The sequence below is a fragment of the Bradyrhizobium sp. 41S5 genome, assembly GCF_011516665.3.
GTDB lineage: Bacteria > Pseudomonadota > Alphaproteobacteria > Rhizobiales > Xanthobacteraceae > Bradyrhizobium > Bradyrhizobium quebecense.
Genome location: NZ_CP083721.1, coordinates 1,293,965 through 1,312,500 on the forward strand (window position 1 = coordinate 1,293,965; position 18,536 = coordinate 1,312,500).

Sequence of the window (18,536 nt, forward strand, 5' to 3'; positions counted from 1 at the left end):
CATGTGACGTGTCGACCCGGCGCCGCCACCTGCGACATCGTATCGCGCACCGCAGCGGCCCGCGGCCGATGCTCAACCCTTCAAAGGAACACATGGAAGCTCCGCTGATGCAGATCGTCGGCCATGACAGGATTGGGTTGCCGATGTACAGCTTTCCTGTTCGCGCTCGCCGTGTAAAAATGGTTCATGCTGATTAGAGATGATTCAATAGTGAGGTGATGGTGGGCATCGCGGACTGACACGCAATGGTCACTTGCTGGGGGAAGGCAATGCGAACAGGTATCTCGATTGCGCTCGCCGTCGTTGCGGCAGTGTCCGCAGCCGTCTGGGCTGTCGGTATCATCGAACCCGCTGGACACCAGCATCATCTCGCGCGATCGCAAGGCGCCTGCGACCCGAGCGCGTCCAAGCATGCTGCGGGTCACGCGGCCAATCTGGCGCGCCATCGCGAGCATGCCGCGGCACTCGAACTTGTGGCCCTGTGCTCGGAGACCCATGTCGCCGTGAAGTCGGGTGACTGGAGCGCCCCCGCCACCTGGGCTGAGGGCAAGCCGCCCGCCGCCAGCGCAAGGGTCCGCATTCCATCCGGAGTGACCGTCAAGGTCGATCAGGAGGTCCCTGCCAGGATCGACTGGATTCGCGTCGATGGAGCCCTGGTCTGGAGCACCGATCACGCAGCCTCCGTCAATGCCCGGACGATTGTCGTCACGCCTGAAGGGGCGCTCGAGATCGGGACCGAAGATCATCCTGTGCCGAAGTCCGTCGTCGCAAAGCTCACCTTCGCCGCGCGAACGTTCCGAGACCGAAAGCATGATCCGTTCGACATGGCGGGCGGGCTGATTTCGATGGGTGCCATCCGGATTCATGGCGCCGAGAAGACGGCCTGGAAGATACCGCAGAGCCAGCTCCTATCCGGAGCGAGAGAATTCAAGTTCGATCAGCTGCCGTCGAACTGGGCCGTCGGGGATGAATTGATCGTGCCCGGGACAAGCGACACAAGCAACGAGGACGAGACGCCGACCATTGCCGGCGTCGATGGCGACCAAATCCGGCTCGATCGGCCGCTCAAACATGCGCATCTGACGCCGGACGGCACCTCCGTTCCGATGGGCAACCTCACGAGGAACATCCGTATTGCCTCCGAGGCCGCTGCGCCCTTATCGGCGCGCGGCCATATCATGTTCCTGCATCAGCAGACCGGTGTGAGCATCGACGGCGCCGAGTTCCGGGATCTCGGCCGTACCGACGCGAAGCGGGCCCAGACCGCACCTGATCTCGACGAGACTGGAAAACTGGTCCCCGGATCGGACGACAACACTGTCGGTCGATACGCGCTTCATTTCCACGTCGTCTCGGGCGCGCGCATCGATGTCCCGCCTCATGTGGTGCGCAACAGCGTCGTGCGGGGAAGTCCGAAGCATGGAATCGTCAACCATGGCGGTCACCTCCTGGCAGAAAACAATGTGACATTCGCGATCGCCGGCTCGCATTTCTTTGCGGAGAACGGCACGGAGGTCGGATCATTTCGCGGGAATCTCGCCGTCCGATCGACCGGATCAGGCGATGATCTCGTCAGCCGGATGGGAATCTTCGACAATGGTCATCAGGGGCACGGCTTCTGGATGCAAAGCGCCGGCGTCCGGGTAACGGACAATTGGGCTTTTGGACACGCCGCGGGTGCGTATGTCGTGTTCGGTTATGCGTTCGCCGAAGGAGGCAACCGTACCTAGTTCGATGCGCGCAATACCGACAATCGCGTCAACGCCGATGCGGAAGGCCGCATTTCGACGTCCGACGTCGATTTGTACCTCGCGCGCAACTACGCCGCCGGCTCGACCGATGGGGTCGAGATCTGGAATCACAAGCTGCTTGCGCCGCATCCTTCCCGGAGCCTCATCGAGGATCTCACGGTTTGGAATGTCAGCCGGCACGCGCTCTTCATCCCCTACGTCCGGGACACGCTGATCCGCAACGTCCACGCCTATGGCGGCGAACATCACATGGATACCGATTTCGCGATCGGCGGAAATTCCCAGACCGAGAACATTACCTTCCAGAATGTTACGGCCGAGCGGTTTCCCACCGGACTGCTGCTGCCCCGGCGCGGTATCAATACCGTCGATGGCGCGTTCCTGCGCAACCAAACAAACATCATGATCGAATCGGCGAATCGTCCGTTCCGCATGGTTACGCTCAGGAATATTCACGTTCCGTCCGGGGGAGCGACAACGATCCTCGATCTCAAGGATATGGCCGTGCCGGCGAATGGCGACGTCGCTATGCTCTTCGAGAACGACCGGATTTTCTGGAGCGATGCGTCCGGCAAGACTTTCCGGCTGTATTTCGGATCGCAGAACGAAAACTTCGTCCCCTTTGCGGACAACGGACCACCTGATCTCAAGGGGCTGACCAGCGGGGAAATCAAGGCTCGGTTTGGCGTCGCGTTCGGTGGCCAGCTGGCGCCGGTCGATGCGAAGCCGCTGCCGGGCAGCAACGCGACAATGGCGTTGGTCGATGCGGACGGTCTGGCGCCGACGTCGAAGGAATTGGAGTTTGCGCAAAATCCCTCGAACGAGCTCTATCCTTTGGCGGGACAGCATATCGTCAACACGGAGGACCAGGCCGCAAAAAGCCGCTGGACGTTCGCAGGCGCGGCATCCGGTTCCGAGCCCCCCAACTTTGTCTTCGTCAAGAAGACCAGCCCAAAGCTGATCGTGCATCCCTTGCTTCGCAAGCTGGTCATTCACCCTGACGACGTGCGCTACGGCTATCGGCTGGAGGGAATCGTCGCCGATATGGTCGACAACCGCATCACCAAAATGGCGTTCATCCAGGACTTCCCGGCATTGCGCCCGGACGGGCAAGGCCATATCGCGCTCGACGTGAAGTTTCCGGATCCGGCCGGGGACATGACATCGCTGCCGTTGTCGCTCACCGTGACGAAACAGGCGGTCAGGCGTGGAAAGAACTTCGAATTCTACAAGCAGGCGCAGTATTGCGGGAAGTGCAATTTCGAACAGGAGATGGAAAGAGACATCCGCGCCACGCTTGCTCAGGCGGCAGGCGGCGAATGATTTCGGCGGGCGCGTGCGAATCGTTCGCGCCTTCGTCGATCGCCGCGCGTCATCGAAGAGGCGCCGGTGCTACTCGAGGAATAACGCCACACGGTCAGACGCCGGTTGTAATTGAGTTGCGGTGGGTTGTACGTATTGCCTGCGTTGAAGAACTGAAGCTTGCGCACCGAATGCATGCCGTTCTTGTCGGTTGGGCGACGGATATGCTGTATCCGGGGCCGTAGAGCGTCAGCAGATAAACCGGCTCGGAGAATGTCCGGAGATCCTTCGACCAAATGACGCCGATCTTTGAATAGGTCATGGCGGGATTATCGTCGCGGGCGTTGGCGAAGATGACGAATTCTCCATTGTCGAGACGGGTCATCGTCATGGCGTGGATGTGACAGGCGCTTTGCGGAGTGTAGCAAGGATGCTGCGAGTCGGCGAAATATTGCGAGAAATGGACTGCAAGGTCGGGCACGATCAGGCTGCCCTCGCGATAGAGCTTGAACGTCCGTGAGAAGCGGACGTTCGAGGCCACCCTGTTCGCGGCATCGACCTTGTCGAGGTCGGCGCTGCGTACGATCGAATAGATCGCGCGCGACTGCTTGTCCCAAAAATGCGCCAGCGGGTAGCGATCAGCCCCGAACAGGCAGCTGTCGCCGTGGTTTGCCGGATCGGCTACGGTGTCTGCCGTAGCGTCGCTCCACCGCGCGGCGAAAGGCCCGCCATAACGGCCTTCGAAGGCGATGACGTTCTTGTAGACTGAATATGTCACCTGACTCTCTGGGCATGGCGTGTAGTTGGCGAGCACGGTCAAAATGCTGATGCTGCCGTCGTCGCGAGTGGCGACATGCGGATATTCCGGTGCGTAGGCCGGCGAGGGATATTCGGCGATGAGCTGCTTCGGCATCCAGGGCCCGGTGTATGGCGGAAGTATTTTTGTTATTTCGAGCCGGTGGCTTCGTGCAGGTCCACCGGTCCCATATCCGGCGATCACGATTTCGCCGGCAGGGCCCATCGCTCCTCCGAGGTAGCTCAGAAGCTCGTCACCACGGTTCTCGAACCTCGATAGCAACGTCCAAGGAGCCGGAGCTGACGCCTTCGGATCGAGCGAGAGCAATTGGATGATGGAACGGTGATCCTTCGCGCGGACCCAGTAAGCGACCAGCAGCCTGGTTCCGTCGGTAAACAACAGCGGGGGATGATAGGCGAGCTCGGCCTGAAAGCCGTGGGGCGCGAAGGCGTGCCCCATATCCAGCGGTTCCGAGAACGTCGCGCCGTTTCTCAGGATTTCAACGCAGTACAGACCTGGATTGGCAGGATCGCAAGGAGCGAAAATGGGCGCGTACTGATCGTCGCCGATGACGACGATCATTGGGCTCATCACGGCCCAGCCGATCGGGATCGAAGGCTGTGGCTTCCCATCCAGGAGATAGGACGTGTTCGCTGCGGCGCCCGCGGCCTCCAGTTTCATTTCCTCAACGAGGCCTTCCGCGCAAACCGCCCTGGAGACGACGGCAAGCCCGATTGAAACAGCGCAGAGCAGAAGAAGGCAACCTGCTCTCATCGTTCGCCCGGTGCCGTGGGAACGTTGATGGATTTCGTCCCAAATTCCGGACGCAGACTGCGCGTGCTGTCTGCATCTATCCCGCAGGCTCTGGCTGCGTCCTGCGCGCGGCGACGACACGGGACAATCAGCCCGCCACCAGCGACCGCGGATCGCGCACCGGCCAGCGGCCGGCTTCCACCAGTGCGATGAAGCGCTCCACCATCTCGTTGAACAGTGCGGGCTCCTCGAGGTTGAGCACATGGCCCGACCTCGGAAAGAAGGAGAGGCCGGCGGCCGGCAGATGCTGCTTCAGGAACATGCTCGGCGCGATGCAATTGTCGTCCTCGTCGCCGCACAGGATCAGCGCCGGCGTCGCCGCGCGCTTGATGGCGTCGGTCATGGTGTAGATCGAGGGCCTGCCGCCCTGGAAGCTCCGCATCGTGTTGGCCGAGCCCTTGGCGTCATGGCGGGCGAGCGCGGCGTAGAAATCGGCGTGGCCGCGCGGGTCCTTGACCAGGAACGGAATCCGGCTCGGCGCCTCGCGCGTCACCTTGGCGACCTCGACCGAGCCGATCGCCTCGTATTGCTCGGCATTGGCGCGGCACTGCGCGCGGAAGGCATCGAGATTCTCGAGGCTGGAGCCGGAGCCGACCGCAGCCAGCGTCATCGACAGCGCGCGCTCCGGCGCGTTGAGCGCGACCTGCAATGACGAATAGGAGCCCATCGAGAGACCGACGAAATGCGCGCTTGCGATGCCGAGATGGTCGAGCACCGCGAGCGCATCGGTGTAGAAGTGCGTGTAGGTGTAGACGTCGGCACTCGGAGGCACGTCCGACGGCGTGTAGCCGCGCGCGGAATAGGCGATGCAGCGGTGTCCGCGCGAGAAGTAGCGCATCTGCGGTTCCCAATTGGTGTGATCCGCTGCGAACTCGTGCAGGAAGATGATCGGGGTGCCACTGCCTGCCTCTTCGAAATGCAGGCGGACATTATCTTTCGTGATGGCATGGGGCATTGAAATTCTCCTCTCGTTGGCCGCCCCCAGATTTGCAATTGATTTCCGCGGCTGCAATGCGGCAGTTCTGGCTATTTTCGTCATGGAATTTGCGAGGAATGCCCCCGAAATCGTTCTCCCTGCGCCGCACGAAGTCTTCCTCGCGCCACATCCCGATTTTCAAAACCACCGCCGCATTCCCTTGGGAACGCGACGGGGAGTTGGGGGGCGTTTCAGAGGATCTCGTGAAGTATGGTTCAGTTGCTTGCGTATCGCCGGTCGCTTCGAGTTTTGGCGCTGGCTCTGTGTTCGCTCACACTCGCCGTGATCTCCGCTGCTCCGGCGTCCGCCCGTCCGCATCATTCGCGTCACGCGCATTCGGCCCATGCCGGCCATCACGCGCGGCATTCCGCTCATCATCACTACCGGCACACAGCGCGGCTGTCGAGCGCCGAGCGCCGCGCCCAGATGCAGGCGAGCGGCTTCGGCGAGGCCAATGCGGCCGTGATGCCCGGCGCTGAGGCCGCGTCCAACACCGATATGAATGCGACAGGGGGCTTCGGCTCCTCCGGCATCGTCGACACGGCGCGCCGCTATCTCGGCGGCAACCCCACCGGCCGCTCCAGCCTGTGGTGCGCGCGCTTCATGAACATGGTGCTGCAGCAGACCGGCCATCGCGGCACCGCCTCCGACATGGCGAGCTCGTTCGCCAAATACGGCACGCGCGTTTCGGGGCCGCAGGTCGGCGCCATCGCCGTGATGGGTCGCCGCGGCGGCGGTCATGTCGGGATCGTCACCGGCGTCGATGCCAAGGGCAATCCGATCATGATCTCGGGCAACAGCAGCCATCGCGTCCGCGAGGCGCCGGTCTCGCGCGGGCGGATCTACGCCTATGTGATGCCGACGAACTGAGCTGTCGAAAGCTGGGCAGGGCGCATCCGCGTCTTGCCCAGCCTGCGATGCTACAGGCTATTCGGCGGCAATCGTGTCGCCGACAGCCGCGCCGCCGTCGCTGATGATCTCGGCGTAGATGCCGCATTCATTGTTCCCGAAGCGCTGCATCAGCGTGTTCGGGACCGAGAGGTCGCGCGCGCCGGTATCGGGATCGACATTGACCGCGGCGCAGCGGGTGATGCGCTTCACCACCTTGGCCCGCGCGCTGCCGATCGCAATGGTCTGGTCGAGCAGGCTGGCCTCATGCCAGGCCGGCCAGCCCTCGACGTAGAGATTGGCGCGGAAGCGCAACGGATGCACCGGCGCCTGCACCATGTCCTCGATCGCCCGCAGGCTCGCCAGGTTGATGATCGAGACCACCTTGCGCGGCACGTCGGAAAAACTGTGCCCGGGGCTCACCAGCACCTTGGGCGGTCCCTTGATCTGGCCGGCATAACGATCGGCGAAATAACTCTCGATCGCCGCGCGCCCGGCTGCCGTTTCGAGATCGCCCTGGGCGACCATCGCGCCGTCCCGGCGCAAGGTCAGCACGTGGCTCTCGTCGTCGAAATGGGCGCGCAGCGGCGCCAGCCACTCGTCCCGCTGCAGCATCAGGAAATGCGGCTTCGCCAGCCACTTCGGCGCCGACGGATCGAAACCGCTCGGGCCGTTCTCGATCGCGTAGCGGCGATCCGAGCGGAGCGTCTCGCCGATCTTGAGCTCGGCGCGGGGCAGGGGCTCGGGCGTCAGACCCTTGACGGGATAGCGGTAGATGCCGGTGATCCGGGCGGAGGAGGTGTGCGTGGCGTCCATGCGCCTGCTCTAGCCTGTTTGGCGCGCGAGGAGAACCGTCGCCGAAGCGAAGGCAGCTAGTCGGGCCGCGCCGCGCCTGCGGCATCCAGCACGCGCTGCATGAAGACGAGGTCAAGCCAGCGGCCGAACTTGCGCCCGACCTCCGGCATCCGCGCGACCTCGACAAAGCCGGCCTGCGCGTGCAGCCGAAGCGAGGCGGGATTGCCGCCGTCGATGCCGGCGATCATGACGTGCTTGCCCAGCGCGGTGGCAGCCGCCACGAGCTCGTCGACGATGACGCGGCCAAGGCCGCGGCCGCGATGATCGGCATGGATATAGACGCTGTGCTCGACGCTGTAGCGGTAGCCCGGAAAGGCCCGGAAATCGCCGAACGTGCCGTACCCAAGCACCGCGGGTCCTTCGGCTGCGACCAGGACCGGGTAGCCCAGCGCCAGCCGGGCCGTCATCCAGGCCAGCCGCTCGGCCTCGGAATCCTGCTTCTCGGTCCAGATCGCGTTCGAGTAGGCCACCGCCTCGTTGAAGATCGCGGTGATCGCAGGAATGTCCTGCTCGGTGGCGGGGCGGATCATCATTGGTCGTTCCTCGACAGGCCTCTTGAACAACCCCGATCGTTCACTATATAAGACAATATGTCAATTATAGAAGACGATGCCGATGAAGCTCTCGGGCGGCGGGTTCGCGCCGAGCGGGAAGGCCGCGGCTGGTCGCTGGCGGAACTCGCAGGGCGGGCAGGCGTGTCCAAGGCCATGCTGAGCAAGATCGAGCGGGCGGAGGCCAGCCCGACGGCGGCGACGCTGTCGCGGATTGCCACGGCCTATGGCCTGACCATGGCCGCGTTGTTCGAGGTTGCCTCACACACTTCCCGCCTGCAGCGGGCCAAGGATCAGCCGGTGTGGCGCGATCCGAAAGCGGCCTATCTGCGGCGGCAGGTGTTCCTGCATCCGGCCAATCCGCTGGAGCTGGTGGAAGTCGAGCTGCCTGCCAGGCAGGAAGCCGGTTTCCCCGCCAGCGCCTATCACCTGATCCGTCAGGTGGTCTGGGTCATCAGCGGCCGCCTCACCTTGCTGGAAGGGACGGAGCGCCATGAACTCGCTGCCGGAGACCGCGTCGAGCTCGGGCCGCCGTCGGACATCGTCTTCCGCAACGAAACTGCTCAGCCCTGCCGCTACCTTGTCGCCATCGTGCGGCGCTGAGCTTCATCGGGCGAAATCGCAGACCGTTGCTCTTCCCTTTCGGAACCAAGTGCCCACATCTGCGGCAAGCCTGAAAAATGACGGCGACGACCAGAGGCTGGGTTGATGAACGTCAACGCGGCCCGCGGAAACCCAATGAAGATGCTGTTGTCATGCCTGAATGGGTGACGATGGCAGGCCGAGGGAAAACGAATGAACATTGAGAAGTACACCGAGCGCTCGCGCGGATTCATCCAGTCTGCCCAGTCGCTCGCAATGCGCGACGGTCACCAGCAGTTCTCGCCCTTGCATCTGCTGAAGGTGCTGCTGGACGACAATGAGGGGCTCGCCGGCGGTCTGATCGACCGTGCCGGCGGCAATTCCAGAGCGATCCTGAAAGCGACCGAAGAGGCGCTGAACAAGCTGCCGAAAGTGTCGGGCAACGGTGCCGGACAGGTTTACCTGTCGCCGGAGCTGGCGCGCGCCTTCGACGCGGCGGAAAAGGCCGCCGACAAGACCGGCGACAGCTTTGTCACCGTTGAGCGGCTGCTGCTCGGGCTCACGCTCGAGAAGGGCAGCGAGGCGGCCTCCATCCTGAGCAAGGGCGGCGTCACGGCGCAGAACCTGAATGCGGCGATCGAAGCGCTGCGCAAGGGCCGCACCGCTGATTCCGCGACGGCCGAAAACGCCTACGATGCGCTGAAGAAATATGCCCGCGACCTGACCCAGGCTGCGCGCGACGGCAAGCTCGACCCGGTGATCGGCCGTGACGAGGAGATCCGCCGCACGATTCAAGTTCTGTCGCGGCGGACCAAGAACAATCCCGTCCTGATCGGTGAACCCGGCGTCGGCAAGACCGCGATCGTCGAGGGCCTGGCGCTGCGCATCCTCAACGGCGACGTGCCGGAGAGCCTGAAGGACAAGAAGCTCTTGTCGCTCGACATGGGCGCCTTGATCGCCGGCGCAAAGTATCGCGGCGAGTTCGAGGAACGGCTCAAGTCGGTGCTGCAGGAGGTGACATCCGCCGAGGGCGGCATCATCCTGTTCATCGACGAGATGCATACGCTGATCGGCGCCGGCAAGGGCGACGGCGCGATGGACGCGTCCAACCTCCTGAAGCCTGCGCTCGCGCGCGGTGAGCTGCATTGTATCGGTGCGACCACGCTCGACGAGTACCGCAAGCATGTCGAAAAGGATGCGGCGCTGGCCCGCCGGTTCCAGCCGATCTATGTCAGCGAGCCGACGGTCGAGGACACCATCTCGATCCTGCGCGGCCTGAAGGACAAATACGAGCAGCATCACGGCGTGCGCATCACCGACTCCGCATTGGTGGCCGCGACCACGCTGTCGAACCGCTACATCACCGACCGCTTCCTGCCCGACAAGGCCATCGACCTGATGGACGAGGCGGCAGCGCGGCTGAAGATGCAGGTCGATTCCAAGCCTGAAGAGCTCGATTCGCTGGATCGCGACATCATCCGGCTGAAGATCGAGCAGGAGGCGCTGAAGAAGGAGAACGATGCCGGCTCGAAGAGCCGCTTGCAGACCCTGGAGAAGGAGCTCGCCGGGCTCGAGGAAAGGTCGGCGGCGCTGACGGCGCGCTGGAGCGCGGAGAAGAACAAGCTCTCCAACGCCCAGAAGCTGAAGAGCGAACTCGATGCGCTCCGCGTCGAGCTTGCCAATGCGCAGCGGCGCGGCGAATACCAGAAGGCGGGCGAGCTGGCCTATGGCCGGATTCCCGAGCTGGAAAGGAAGCTTGCCGACATCGAGGCAGCTGAAAGCGGCAAGCAGAACGGCGGCGAGATGATGGAGGAGGCGGTCACCGCCAACCACATCGCGCAGGTCGTCTCGCGCTGGACCGGCGTGCCGGTCGACAAGATGCTCGAGGGCGAAAAGGACAAGCTCCTGAAAATGGAGGACGCACTCGCCAAGCGCGTCGTCGGCCAGGCCGAAGCCGTGCGTGCGGTGGCAACCGCCGTGCGCCGTGCCCGCGCGGGCCTGCAGGATCCGAACCGCCCGACCGGCTCGTTCATGTTTCTGGGGCCCACCGGCGTCGGCAAGACCGAGCTGACCAAGGCGCTTGCCGCTTACCTGTTCAACGACGAGACCGCGATGGTCCGCCTCGACATGTCCGAGTTCATGGAGAAGCACTCGGTCTCGCGGCTGATCGGAGCGCCTCCCGGCTATGTCGGCTACGATGAGGGGGGTGCACTGACCGAAGCCGTGCGGCGCCGGCCCTACCAGGTCGTGCTGTTCGACGAGATCGAGAAGGCGCATCCCGACGTCTTCAACGTGCTGTTGCAGGTGCTCGATGACGGCCGCCTGACCGATGGTCAGGGCCGCACCGTCGACTTCCGCAACACGCTGATCATCATGACTTCGAATCTCGGTTCGGAATTCCTGGTGAATCAACCGGAAGGCGAGGACACCGCGGCGGTCCGCGATCAGGTGATGGGCGTGGTGCGGGCGCATTTCAGGCCGGAATTCCTGAACCGCGTCGACGAGATCATCCTGTTCCATCGCCTGCAGAAGAGCGAGATGGGCAGCATCGTCGAGATCCAGTTCGCGCGGCTGCGCAAGCTGCTCGAGGATCGCAAGATCGAGCTCACGCTCGAGGCGAAGGCGCGGGATTGGCTCGCGGAAAAGGGCTGGGATCCGGCTTACGGCGCCCGCCCACTGAAGCGGGTGATCCAGCGCAGCGTGCAGGATCCGCTCGCCGAGATGATCCTCGCCGGCGAGGTCAAGGATGGCGATCGCGTGGTGATTTCGGAGAAGGGCAACGTGCTGACCTTCAACGGCCAGGTGCCGAAGACGGCCGAGATCGTGCAGTTCGATGCCCCGGTCTCGAAGCGCAAGCTGAACTGACACGCGTGCAAAAGCCCTCCCCGCGGTCGCGGGGAGGGCTTCGTCGTCCAGGCTATTCTTGCGGGACGGTCCGTGGATCGAGCTGACCGGGCTCGTCGTCATCGACGGGTTCGAGTTCGGACGGGATCGACCAGCTCGCGGGCGCGGCCTGTGGCCAGCGGCCCGCCAGCGTTCATCAGCGGCTCGTCATTGGCAAGCCAAGCCTGGGCTTCGGCAAGCTCGGTGATCGTGGCGCCGGATGCGATGATCCTGGCGATGGTGACATCGTCGGCGTGGCCGACGGCCTTCAGCACATCGTCGCGGGTGAGCCGGGTCATGGCGCAAATCCTTGTGCATATCTTCGTTGAGCACGACCCAACCCCCGCCCGCCGGCGATCCGCGCCAGCGGGTAGGGACGCATCGTTTCAAGGCCTCAGCTGTGCGTTGTGAGCCGAGGCGGATGCTGGGACATTGCCCAGAGCTCGATCGCCGCAAGGACTGCGACGGCGATGCCGATCACCACGTGCACGGTCGTAGCGGTGGTCATTGCCTGGAACCCGAGGACCCAAGGCAAGACCAGTGCCCAAAGCCCGACGATGAGGTTCAGCCATTCCTCCCAGACCGCGAATGCCGCGAGCGCGGCGATCGCAAGGACCGCCATCACGAGGCCGACGATGTGGGCGTTGGTGGAAACCGTGCCGGCGTTGAACTTGAACAGCCACGGCGACAGGAAGAGAATCGCGCCGAGGATCAGGTTTGCGACGTCGCACAGCTTTGCGTTCGTCCAGTTCTCCATGACACCCTCCATTGGAGGTTTCACTGCCGAATCAACTGGATGATCGCCGTTCGGGTTGCCACTTTCGGCGCGAAAATTGTTGAAACCGGCGGCGTGACGGCCTGGACACGCCATCGCTTCTGATCTGCGCCTGCAGCGTTTCCTGGGATCTGCGCGGCCGGACGGGCCAGCCTTTTGCATCATCAGCGGTTGCTGATGGACCGCGTCATCGGCGCGCTGCCGGTGGCATCCGAGACGATGCGCGAACTGCCGCGGCTGGACATCTGGGCTTCGATCCGGTCGCGTTCCTTCTCGAAATTCGCCAGCATCGGGCCTTCGAGCGAGCGGCCGCGCGGCAGTTTCACGCGCATCGGGTCGACGAATCGGCCGTTGACCAGGATTTCGTAGTGGACGTGCGGGCCGGTCGACTGGCCGGTCGAGCCGACAAAGCCGATCACCTGGCCCTGCCGCACCTTCTTGCCGATCTCCATGCCCTTGGCGAAGGCCGACATATGGCCGTAGGCCGTCTCGTAGCCGTTGGAATGCTTGATGCGGATATATTTGCCGTAACCGCCCTCGTATCCGACCTTCTCGAGCATGCCGTTGCCGGAGGCAAAGATCGGCGTGCCGTAGGCGGTGGCCCAGTCGACGCCGGTGTGCATTTTCACGTAGCCGAGGATCGGATGGCGGCGGCCGCCGAAGCCCGAACGCATGATCGCGTTGTTGACCGGCTTGCGGACCAGGAACTTCTTCGCGCTCTTGCCGGTCTCGTCGTAGTAATCGACGACGCCGTCATCGGAGCTCTGGAAGCGGTAGTATTTCTTGGTTTCGCCGCCGACGGTCAGCGCGGCGTAGAGCACTTCGGTCTTTTCGGTGCTGATGACGCCCTCGTCCTCGCCGGCGTAGAACACGTCGAACGAGTCGCCGGGCTGGACCTTGCGCTGGAAATCGACGTCATAGGAGTAGATCTTGACCATATCGTCGATGACGGTCGGCGGCACCTTGTTGCGCAGCGCGGTCTCGTAAATGCTCTGATAGAGCCGCACGCCGCTGCCATCATCCTCATCATCGTCGCTGGAATTGTCGGCGGTATCGGTCGTGGTGTTCATGCTCTGCACGTCGACCGCTACGTATTTGCCGATATCGGACAGGGCGGCGACGGCTTCGACGACGGAGTCGTTGGCGACGATCACCCGATAGGGTTGCAGCCGGGCGCCCGGCGCTGCCGGCGCCATCAGGATTCGCACCTTCTGGCCTTCCTTCAGTCCGCCGTCGCGGCCGCGCGGGCCGAGCGTTGCGGCAATCGCCTTCGCCTCGTCGGGCGTTGCGCCCTGATCGCGCAGGATCGAGGTGATGCTGTCGCCCTTCTTGACGAGGTGAACCCGTTCACCGACCGGATTGCCGCCGGTGACCTGCTCCTTGGTCTTCGGCAGCAGGGTGACGTTCTCCGGCACCACGCGGGTCTCGAAGCCTGCATAGGGGTCGGAGGTGTTGCCCTCGGTGGCGTAGGCCATCCTGATATCGGGGCCGGCGCCGGTGGCATCGGCCGCGGCATTCGCGAGTGACGCGTAGCGCACCGAGCCGCCGGAGCCGCGCCAATTGGCGGCGTCGCGGACCCGCATCAGCACGTCGTCGAGCGCGACAACGGCGGCGAGCTTGGCTTTCGGCAGCACGGATCCGAGATCCTTGGTGACGAAAGAGACCTCGGCGTCGGGCTCGGCGGCATTCGGATCCTCGGCCGCCGCCGGCGTGTCGGAGCCGACATCGGTCAACAGACGCTGCGCGTTGAACGCCGGTATCTTGGACGACAGATCGCTCGTGGTCATCGAGAGATTGCCAGAAATCCGGATGAAGGGCCGCACCCGCATCACGTCGCGATTGCCGACGCGGGTCACGGTCGATACGCGCATCAGGCTGCGGGAGGCGGAGGATTCGCTCGGCGGCGGCAGGCGGTCGCCCTTGTGCAGGCTGACGACGCGATCATTGCCGGTGAAGGCGCCGCGCAGCGCGCCTTCGACGCGCTCCGGCACCTTGGCAAAGGTCATCTCGCCATCGAGCGACGCAAAAACCGCGCCGCCGATCAGGGCCGCGCCACATAATCCAGTCAGAATGGTGCCGCTGAACCATTGTACGGAGACACGGCGGCGATCGATCACCGCAGCCTCGGTGCCGTCGACTGAAAGCGGCGGTTCGTGACCGAGATCGATCATCCCGGTCTCGCGCCCAATGCCGCTTCCGCGTGACGCCCGTTGGCTCAACCCGATATCCCCCCAAATTCCAGCAACTGCGATCGACCTCTGCTCGTCCTCGTCCCCACCTTGATCCCCTGAAGAGGAGTCTCGGCAGTGTGGCGAGCCACACGCATCGAAGTCGAGAAGACGATGGCCATTAGCTAGCCGCACTCTCGAACGTCAACGGTGTGCAGATCTCTCGATGTTGCTCGGCCGCGTAGGGAAGAGGCGACGGGTTCTTGGAGAAAATCGCCTGGTCCCCCAGAAAAGCCACCCGTGCCCCCACAGGTTACGAGCGGTTCAATGCATGTCTTATAGCCAGAACGTCGCAGGATTGTGGCTCAAGTGCGGCATTTGAGATGGAAAATCTTCCTGAAGCAGATCGATGCCGCCGCCCGGTCTGGAGCGCCGGGGAACCCGTTCCGGAGGGCCTCACGAGCGCCTCGGCGACAAACTTTTTTTAAAGTTTTTTGCCGCGCGTGCTGCGTTGCGAATTTTTACCTCTGACCTAAGCCTCGGAAAATACGAGAATTTTTTCGTGATCCACACGCGATTTGGACGTGCGACGATTTGTTGACAATGGTCGTTGACAATCCCGAGGGGTGGGGACTATAAACCAACCACTGAGCGCGGCGCCGCCGGGTCACTGACCAAGGCGAGCGAACGCGCCACTGATGCTCCTCACTTCGATGAGTGACACAGCAGCCGACATAAATCGGTTGAGGTTCACTGTTCGTCGCTGAAGGGTAGAACCACCCTCTAAGGGTGTGGGGTCATCGGATCCCGGGCTGTTTGACAAGTGAAGATGAAGAAAGAGAAACGTGGACGGCGGAGTCCTTGCGTCTCTCGGAATGCTTGAAAGCTTCGGCTTTTGACTTTCTGAGGGTGGACGAAAGACTTCGGCGGTACACGTTTAAAGGTTACACCATCGTTGCCAGCGATGTGAATCGTAGGCAGCTCGCAGACTTCGGTCGGCGAAGAATGGTGGGACCTCGTCAAACGTTGTGATCAGCCGGTTCAAAGTTCAAGTCCAACTTGAGAGTTTGATCCTGGCTCAGAGCGAACGCTGGCGGCAGGCTTAACACATGCAAGTCGAGCGGGCATAGCAATATGTCAGCGGCAGACGGGTGAGTAACGCGTGGGAACGTACCTTTTGGTTCGGAACAACACAGGGAAACTTGTGCTAATACCGGATAAGCCCTTACGGGGAAAGATTTATCGCCGAAAGATCGGCCCGCGTCTGATTAGCTAGTTGGTGAGGTAATGGCTCACCAAGGCGACGATCAGTAGCTGGTCTGAGAGGATGATCAGCCACATTGGGACTGAGACACGGCCCAAACTCCTACGGGAGGCAGCAGTGGGGAATATTGGACAATGGGCGCAAGCCTGATCCAGCCATGCCGCGTGAGTGATGAAGGCCCTAGGGTTGTAAAGCTCTTTTGTGCGGGAAGATAATGACGGTACCGCAAGAATAAGCCCCGGCTAACTTCGTGCCAGCAGCCGCGGTAATACGAAGGGGGCTAGCGTTGCTCGGAATCACTGGGCGTAAAGGGTGCGTAGGCGGGTCTTTAAGTCAGGGGTGAAATCCTGGAGCTCAACTCCAGAACTGCCTTTGATACTGAAGATCTTGAGTTCGGGAGAGGTGAGTGGAACTGCGAGTGTAGAGGTGAAATTCGTAGATATTCGCAAGAACACCAGTGGCGAAGGCGGCTCACTGGCCCGATACTGACGCTGAGGCACGAAAGCGTGGGGAGCAAACAGGATTAGATACCCTGGTAGTCCACGCCGTAAACGATGAATGCCAGCCGTTAGTGGGTTTACTCACTAGTGGCGCAGCTAACGCTTTAAGCATTCCGCCTGGGGAGTACGGTCGCAAGATTAAAACTCAAAGGAATTGACGGGGGCCCGCACAAGCGGTGGAGCATGTGGTTTAATTCGACGCAACGCGCAGAACCTTACCAGCCCTTGACATCCCGGTCGCGGACTCCAGAGACGGAGTTCTTCAGTTCGGCTGGACCGGAGACAGGTGCTGCATGGCTGTCGTCAGCTCGTGTCGTGAGATGTTGGGTTAAGTCCCGCAACGAGCGCAACCCCCGTCCTTAGTTGCTACCATTTAGTTGAGCACTCTAAGGAGACTGCCGGTGATAAGCCGCGAGGAAGGTGGGGATGACGTCAAGTCCTCATGGCCCTTACGGGCTGGGCTACACACGTGCTACAATGGCGGTGACAATGGGATGCTAAGGGGCGACCCTTCGCAAATCTCAAAAAGCCGTCTCAGTTCGGATTGGGCTCTGCAACTCGAGCCCATGAAGTTGGAATCGCTAGTAATCGTGGATCAGCACGCCACGGTGAATACGTTCCCGGGCCTTGTACACACCGCCCGTCACACCATGGGAGTTGGTTTTACCTGAAGACGGTGCGCTAACCCGCAAGGGAGGCAGCCGGCCACGGTAGGGTCAGCGACTGGGGTGAAGTCGTAACAAGGTAGCCGTAGGGGAACCTGCGGCTGGATCACCTCCTTTCTAAGGATGGTTCTTCAGCGAGCTCACGCTCACTATCGAACCGTTTTAGAAACATTCAGGGGCCAACAGTTTCAGGATTGTTGAGCTCCATTGGCGGGATTTCGCCGTCTTCGTTTCTCTTTCTTCGCGGACGAACACGCGCCAGGGCTGAGCGCTGTGCGATGCATCGACGACAAGTCGTGTGCGCGCCGGCATGTCCCTCGTGTTAGGGGCTTGTAGCTCAGTTGGTTAGAGCGCGCGCTTGATAAGCGTGAGGTCGGAAGTTCAAGTCTTCCCAGGCCCACCATTTTGATCGAGTGCGGAGCATTCGTCTTCTGGTACGGGGCCATAGCTCAGCTGGGAGAGCGCGTGCTTTGCAAGCATGAGGTCGTCGGTTCGATCCCGTCTGGCTCCACCAGATGGAATTGAGGCTCGACATTGCACCTGGTGCAAGAAGCTCTGTTCATATCGTCCGCGAAACATCACTTCGCACTCATTGGTCCGGATGGACGGTGACGTGCGTGTTTTCTGACATCGTAAAGAGGAGATCGATCCGAGTTTGGATCTGCGAAGCAATTCGCGGGTACCATTCCTAATCTCCAGATCGTTTTCGGCGCTCGTGCATCGCAGCACATCGCAAGATGAGTGAGATGAGCGAGTTGTAAAACGATCTTTGTAGCGAAGCTTGACCGCCTCGCTATCGGGCCGATCTTACGAAGCAAGCTGGTCTTTCTAGTCAATGTCCGGCTGCGCAATCGCATTCATCGAGGATGCGCGCCTTCAGTGGCGGTTGTGCAGACAACATTCTGCCGAGTGTGTGGACATTGATAATGAGAGCAATCAAGTGCCTTAAGGGTGTTCGGTGGATGCCTTGGCGCTGAGAGGCGATGAAGGACGTGCTACGCTGCGATAAGCCGTGGGGAGCTGCGAAGAAGCTTTGATCCACGGATTTCCGAATGGGGAAACCCACCTTCGATAGCCGGAACTCCAAGACCTTGTGTTTTGGGGTTCGACCAGAAATGGAAGAAATCAGACCGCGAGGTTTTGGATTTCCGGTTATCAAGAGAAGGTATGAGACTTCCGAATAAAATAGGAGGTTTTAAGCAAACCCAGGGAACTGAAACATCTAAGTACCTGGAGGAAAGGACATCAATCGAGACTCCGTTAGTAGTGGCGAGCGAACGCGGACCAGGCCAGTGATACATCAAAGACAATCGGAACCTGTCAGGAAAGCAGGGCCTCAGAGGGTGATAGCCCCGTACGAGTAATGCGATGATGTATCCACGAGTAAGGCGGGACACGTGTAATCCTGTCTGAACACGGGGGGACCACCCTCCAAGCCTAAGTACTCCTCAGCGACCGATAGTGAACCAGTACCGTGAGGGAAAGGTGAAAAGCACCCCGACGAGGGGAGTGAAATAGACCTGAAACCGGACACCTACAAACAGACGGAGCCCAAGATACGTTCTGGGTGACGTCGTACCTTTTGTATTATGGGCCAGCGACTTAATTTAACGAGCAAGCTTAAGCCGATAGGCGAAGGCGCAGCGAAAGCGAGTCTGAATAGGGCGTCAAGTTCGTTGTATTAGACCCGAAACCTAGTGATCTAGCCATGAGCAGGTTGAAGGTGAGGTAACACTCACTGGAGGACCGAACGGGTGTCTGTTGAAA

12 protein-coding genes, 2 tRNA genes and 2 rRNA genes (1 of these 16 cut by a window edge) are annotated in these 18,536 nt (G+C 61.7%); 9 read left to right on the forward strand and 7 right to left on the reverse strand.

Features of this window, described 5'->3' with window-relative positions:
- The first annotated feature begins 269 nt into the window (after positions 1-269).
- Positions 270-1,730, forward strand: a complete 1,461-nt coding sequence (locus tag HAP47_RS06110) for a G8 domain-containing protein (RefSeq protein WP_173639013.1) — start codon at positions 270-272, stop codon at positions 1,728-1,730.
- A 72-nt stretch (positions 1,731-1,802) separates the two neighbouring features.
- Positions 1,803-3,074: a hypothetical protein gene (locus HAP47_RS06115; protein WP_173639012.1), complete on the forward strand. Its 1,272-nt coding sequence runs from the start codon at positions 1,803-1,805 to the stop codon at positions 3,072-3,074.
- 94 nt (positions 3,075-3,168) lie between these two features.
- Here HAP47_RS06115 and HAP47_RS06120 read toward each other — a convergent pair whose 3' ends face one another.
- Both HAP47_RS06120 and HAP47_RS06125 read right to left on the reverse strand, forming a co-directional pair.
- Positions 3,169-4,530, reverse strand: a complete 1,362-nt coding sequence (locus HAP47_RS06120; RefSeq protein WP_173639011.1) for a hypothetical protein — start codon at positions 4,528-4,530, stop codon at positions 3,169-3,171.
- A gap of 220 nt (positions 4,531-4,750) precedes the next feature.
- On the reverse strand, positions 4,751-5,617 hold the full coding sequence (locus HAP47_RS06125) for an alpha/beta fold hydrolase (protein WP_173639010.1): 867 nt from the start codon (positions 5,615-5,617) through the stop codon (positions 4,751-4,753).
- 231 nt (positions 5,618-5,848) lie between these two features.
- Between HAP47_RS06125 and HAP47_RS06130 the strand changes: the two genes are divergently transcribed.
- On the forward strand, positions 5,849-6,508 hold the full coding sequence (locus HAP47_RS06130; protein WP_173639009.1) for a TIGR02594 family protein: 660 nt from the start codon (positions 5,849-5,851) through the stop codon (positions 6,506-6,508).
- Positions 6,509-6,565: 57 nt separating this feature from the next.
- Here the strand turns inward: HAP47_RS06130 and HAP47_RS06135 are convergent, their stop codons facing one another.
- Both HAP47_RS06135 and HAP47_RS06140 read right to left on the reverse strand, forming a co-directional pair.
- On the reverse strand, positions 6,566-7,342 hold the full coding sequence (locus HAP47_RS06135) for an MOSC domain-containing protein (protein ID WP_173639008.1): 777 nt from the start codon (positions 7,340-7,342) through the stop codon (positions 6,566-6,568).
- Positions 7,343-7,398: 56 nt separating this feature from the next.
- Positions 7,399-7,914 (reverse strand): GNAT family N-acetyltransferase, encoded by a 516-nt coding sequence (locus HAP47_RS06140; RefSeq protein ID WP_173639007.1) that lies wholly within the window; start codon positions 7,912-7,914, stop codon positions 7,399-7,401.
- Positions 7,915-7,971: 57 nt separating this feature from the next.
- Between HAP47_RS06140 and HAP47_RS06145 the strand changes: the two genes are divergently transcribed.
- On the forward strand, positions 7,972-8,535 hold the full coding sequence (locus HAP47_RS06145; protein ID WP_173639006.1) for a helix-turn-helix domain-containing protein: 564 nt from the start codon (positions 7,972-7,974) through the stop codon (positions 8,533-8,535).
- Between the two features lie 192 nt (positions 8,536-8,727).
- Positions 8,728-11,379 (forward strand): ATP-dependent chaperone ClpB, encoded by a 2,652-nt coding sequence (gene clpB, locus HAP47_RS06150; protein WP_173639005.1) that lies wholly within the window; start codon positions 8,728-8,730, stop codon positions 11,377-11,379.
- Between the two features lie 98 nt (positions 11,380-11,477).
- Here clpB and HAP47_RS06155 read toward each other — a convergent pair whose 3' ends face one another.
- The 3 genes from HAP47_RS06155 to HAP47_RS06165 all read right to left on the reverse strand — a co-directional run bounded on the left by HAP47_RS06155 (position 11,478) and on the right by HAP47_RS06165 (position 14,391).
- The gene (locus HAP47_RS06155; protein ID WP_231168787.1) at positions 11,478-11,696 is read right to left on the reverse strand and encodes a hypothetical protein; all 219 of its coding nucleotides are present in this window, start codon (positions 11,694-11,696) and stop codon (positions 11,478-11,480) included.
- Positions 11,697-11,791: 95 nt separating this feature from the next.
- On the reverse strand, positions 11,792-12,154 hold the full coding sequence (locus HAP47_RS06160) for an SPW repeat protein (protein ID WP_173639004.1): 363 nt from the start codon (positions 12,152-12,154) through the stop codon (positions 11,792-11,794).
- Between the two features lie 182 nt (positions 12,155-12,336).
- Positions 12,337-14,391, reverse strand: a complete 2,055-nt coding sequence (locus HAP47_RS06165) for a M23 family metallopeptidase (protein WP_173639003.1) — start codon at positions 14,389-14,391, stop codon at positions 12,337-12,339.
- A 1,004-nt stretch (positions 14,392-15,395) separates the two neighbouring features.
- On the opposite strand from HAP47_RS06165, the gene HAP47_RS06170 reads away from it, so the two are divergent.
- From HAP47_RS06170 to HAP47_RS06185, 4 genes are all read left to right on the forward strand, one after another.
- Positions 15,396-16,886, forward strand: a 16S ribosomal RNA gene (locus HAP47_RS06170).
- A gap of 209 nt (positions 16,887-17,095) precedes the next feature.
- Positions 17,096-17,172 (forward strand) — tRNA-Ile (locus HAP47_RS06175).
- 35 nt (positions 17,173-17,207) lie between these two features.
- Positions 17,208-17,283 (forward strand) — tRNA-Ala (locus HAP47_RS06180).
- Between the two features lie 420 nt (positions 17,284-17,703).
- Positions 17,704-18,536, forward strand: a 23S ribosomal RNA gene (locus tag HAP47_RS06185) (it continues 2,013 nt past the right edge of the window).
- Together the 16S and 23S rRNA genes with 2 tRNA genes alongside form the textbook arrangement of a ribosomal RNA operon.

Bases quoted from the DNA above. Each gene is read 5' to 3' on its own strand.
- HAP47_RS06155 (WP_231168787.1), bottom strand. From the start codon at position 11,696: ATGACCCGGCTCACCCGCGACGATGTGCTGAAGGCCGTCGGCCACGCC.
- HAP47_RS06140 (WP_173639007.1), bottom strand. From the start codon at position 7,914: ATGATGATCCGCCCCGCCACCGAGCAGGACATTCCTGCGATCACCGCG.
- HAP47_RS06160 (WP_173639004.1), bottom strand. From the start codon at position 12,154: ATGGAGAACTGGACGAACGCAAAGCTGTGCGACGTCGCAAACCTGATC.
- HAP47_RS06110 (WP_173639013.1), top strand. From the start codon at position 270: ATGCGAACAGGTATCTCGATTGCGCTCGCCGTCGTTGCGGCAGTGTCC.
- HAP47_RS06125 (WP_173639010.1), bottom strand. From the start codon at position 5,617: ATGCCCCATGCCATCACGAAAGATAATGTCCGCCTGCATTTCGAAGAG.
- HAP47_RS06130 (WP_173639009.1), top strand. From the start codon at position 5,849: ATGGTTCAGTTGCTTGCGTATCGCCGGTCGCTTCGAGTTTTGGCGCTG.
- HAP47_RS06145 (WP_173639006.1), top strand. From the start codon at position 7,972: ATGTCAATTATAGAAGACGATGCCGATGAAGCTCTCGGGCGGCGGGTT.
- HAP47_RS06135 (WP_173639008.1), bottom strand. From the start codon at position 7,342: ATGGACGCCACGCACACCTCCTCCGCCCGGATCACCGGCATCTACCGC.
- clpB (WP_173639005.1), top strand. From the start codon at position 8,728: ATGAACATTGAGAAGTACACCGAGCGCTCGCGCGGATTCATCCAGTCT.
- HAP47_RS06120 (WP_173639011.1), bottom strand. From the start codon at position 4,530: ATGAAACTGGAGGCCGCGGGCGCCGCAGCGAACACGTCCTATCTCCTG.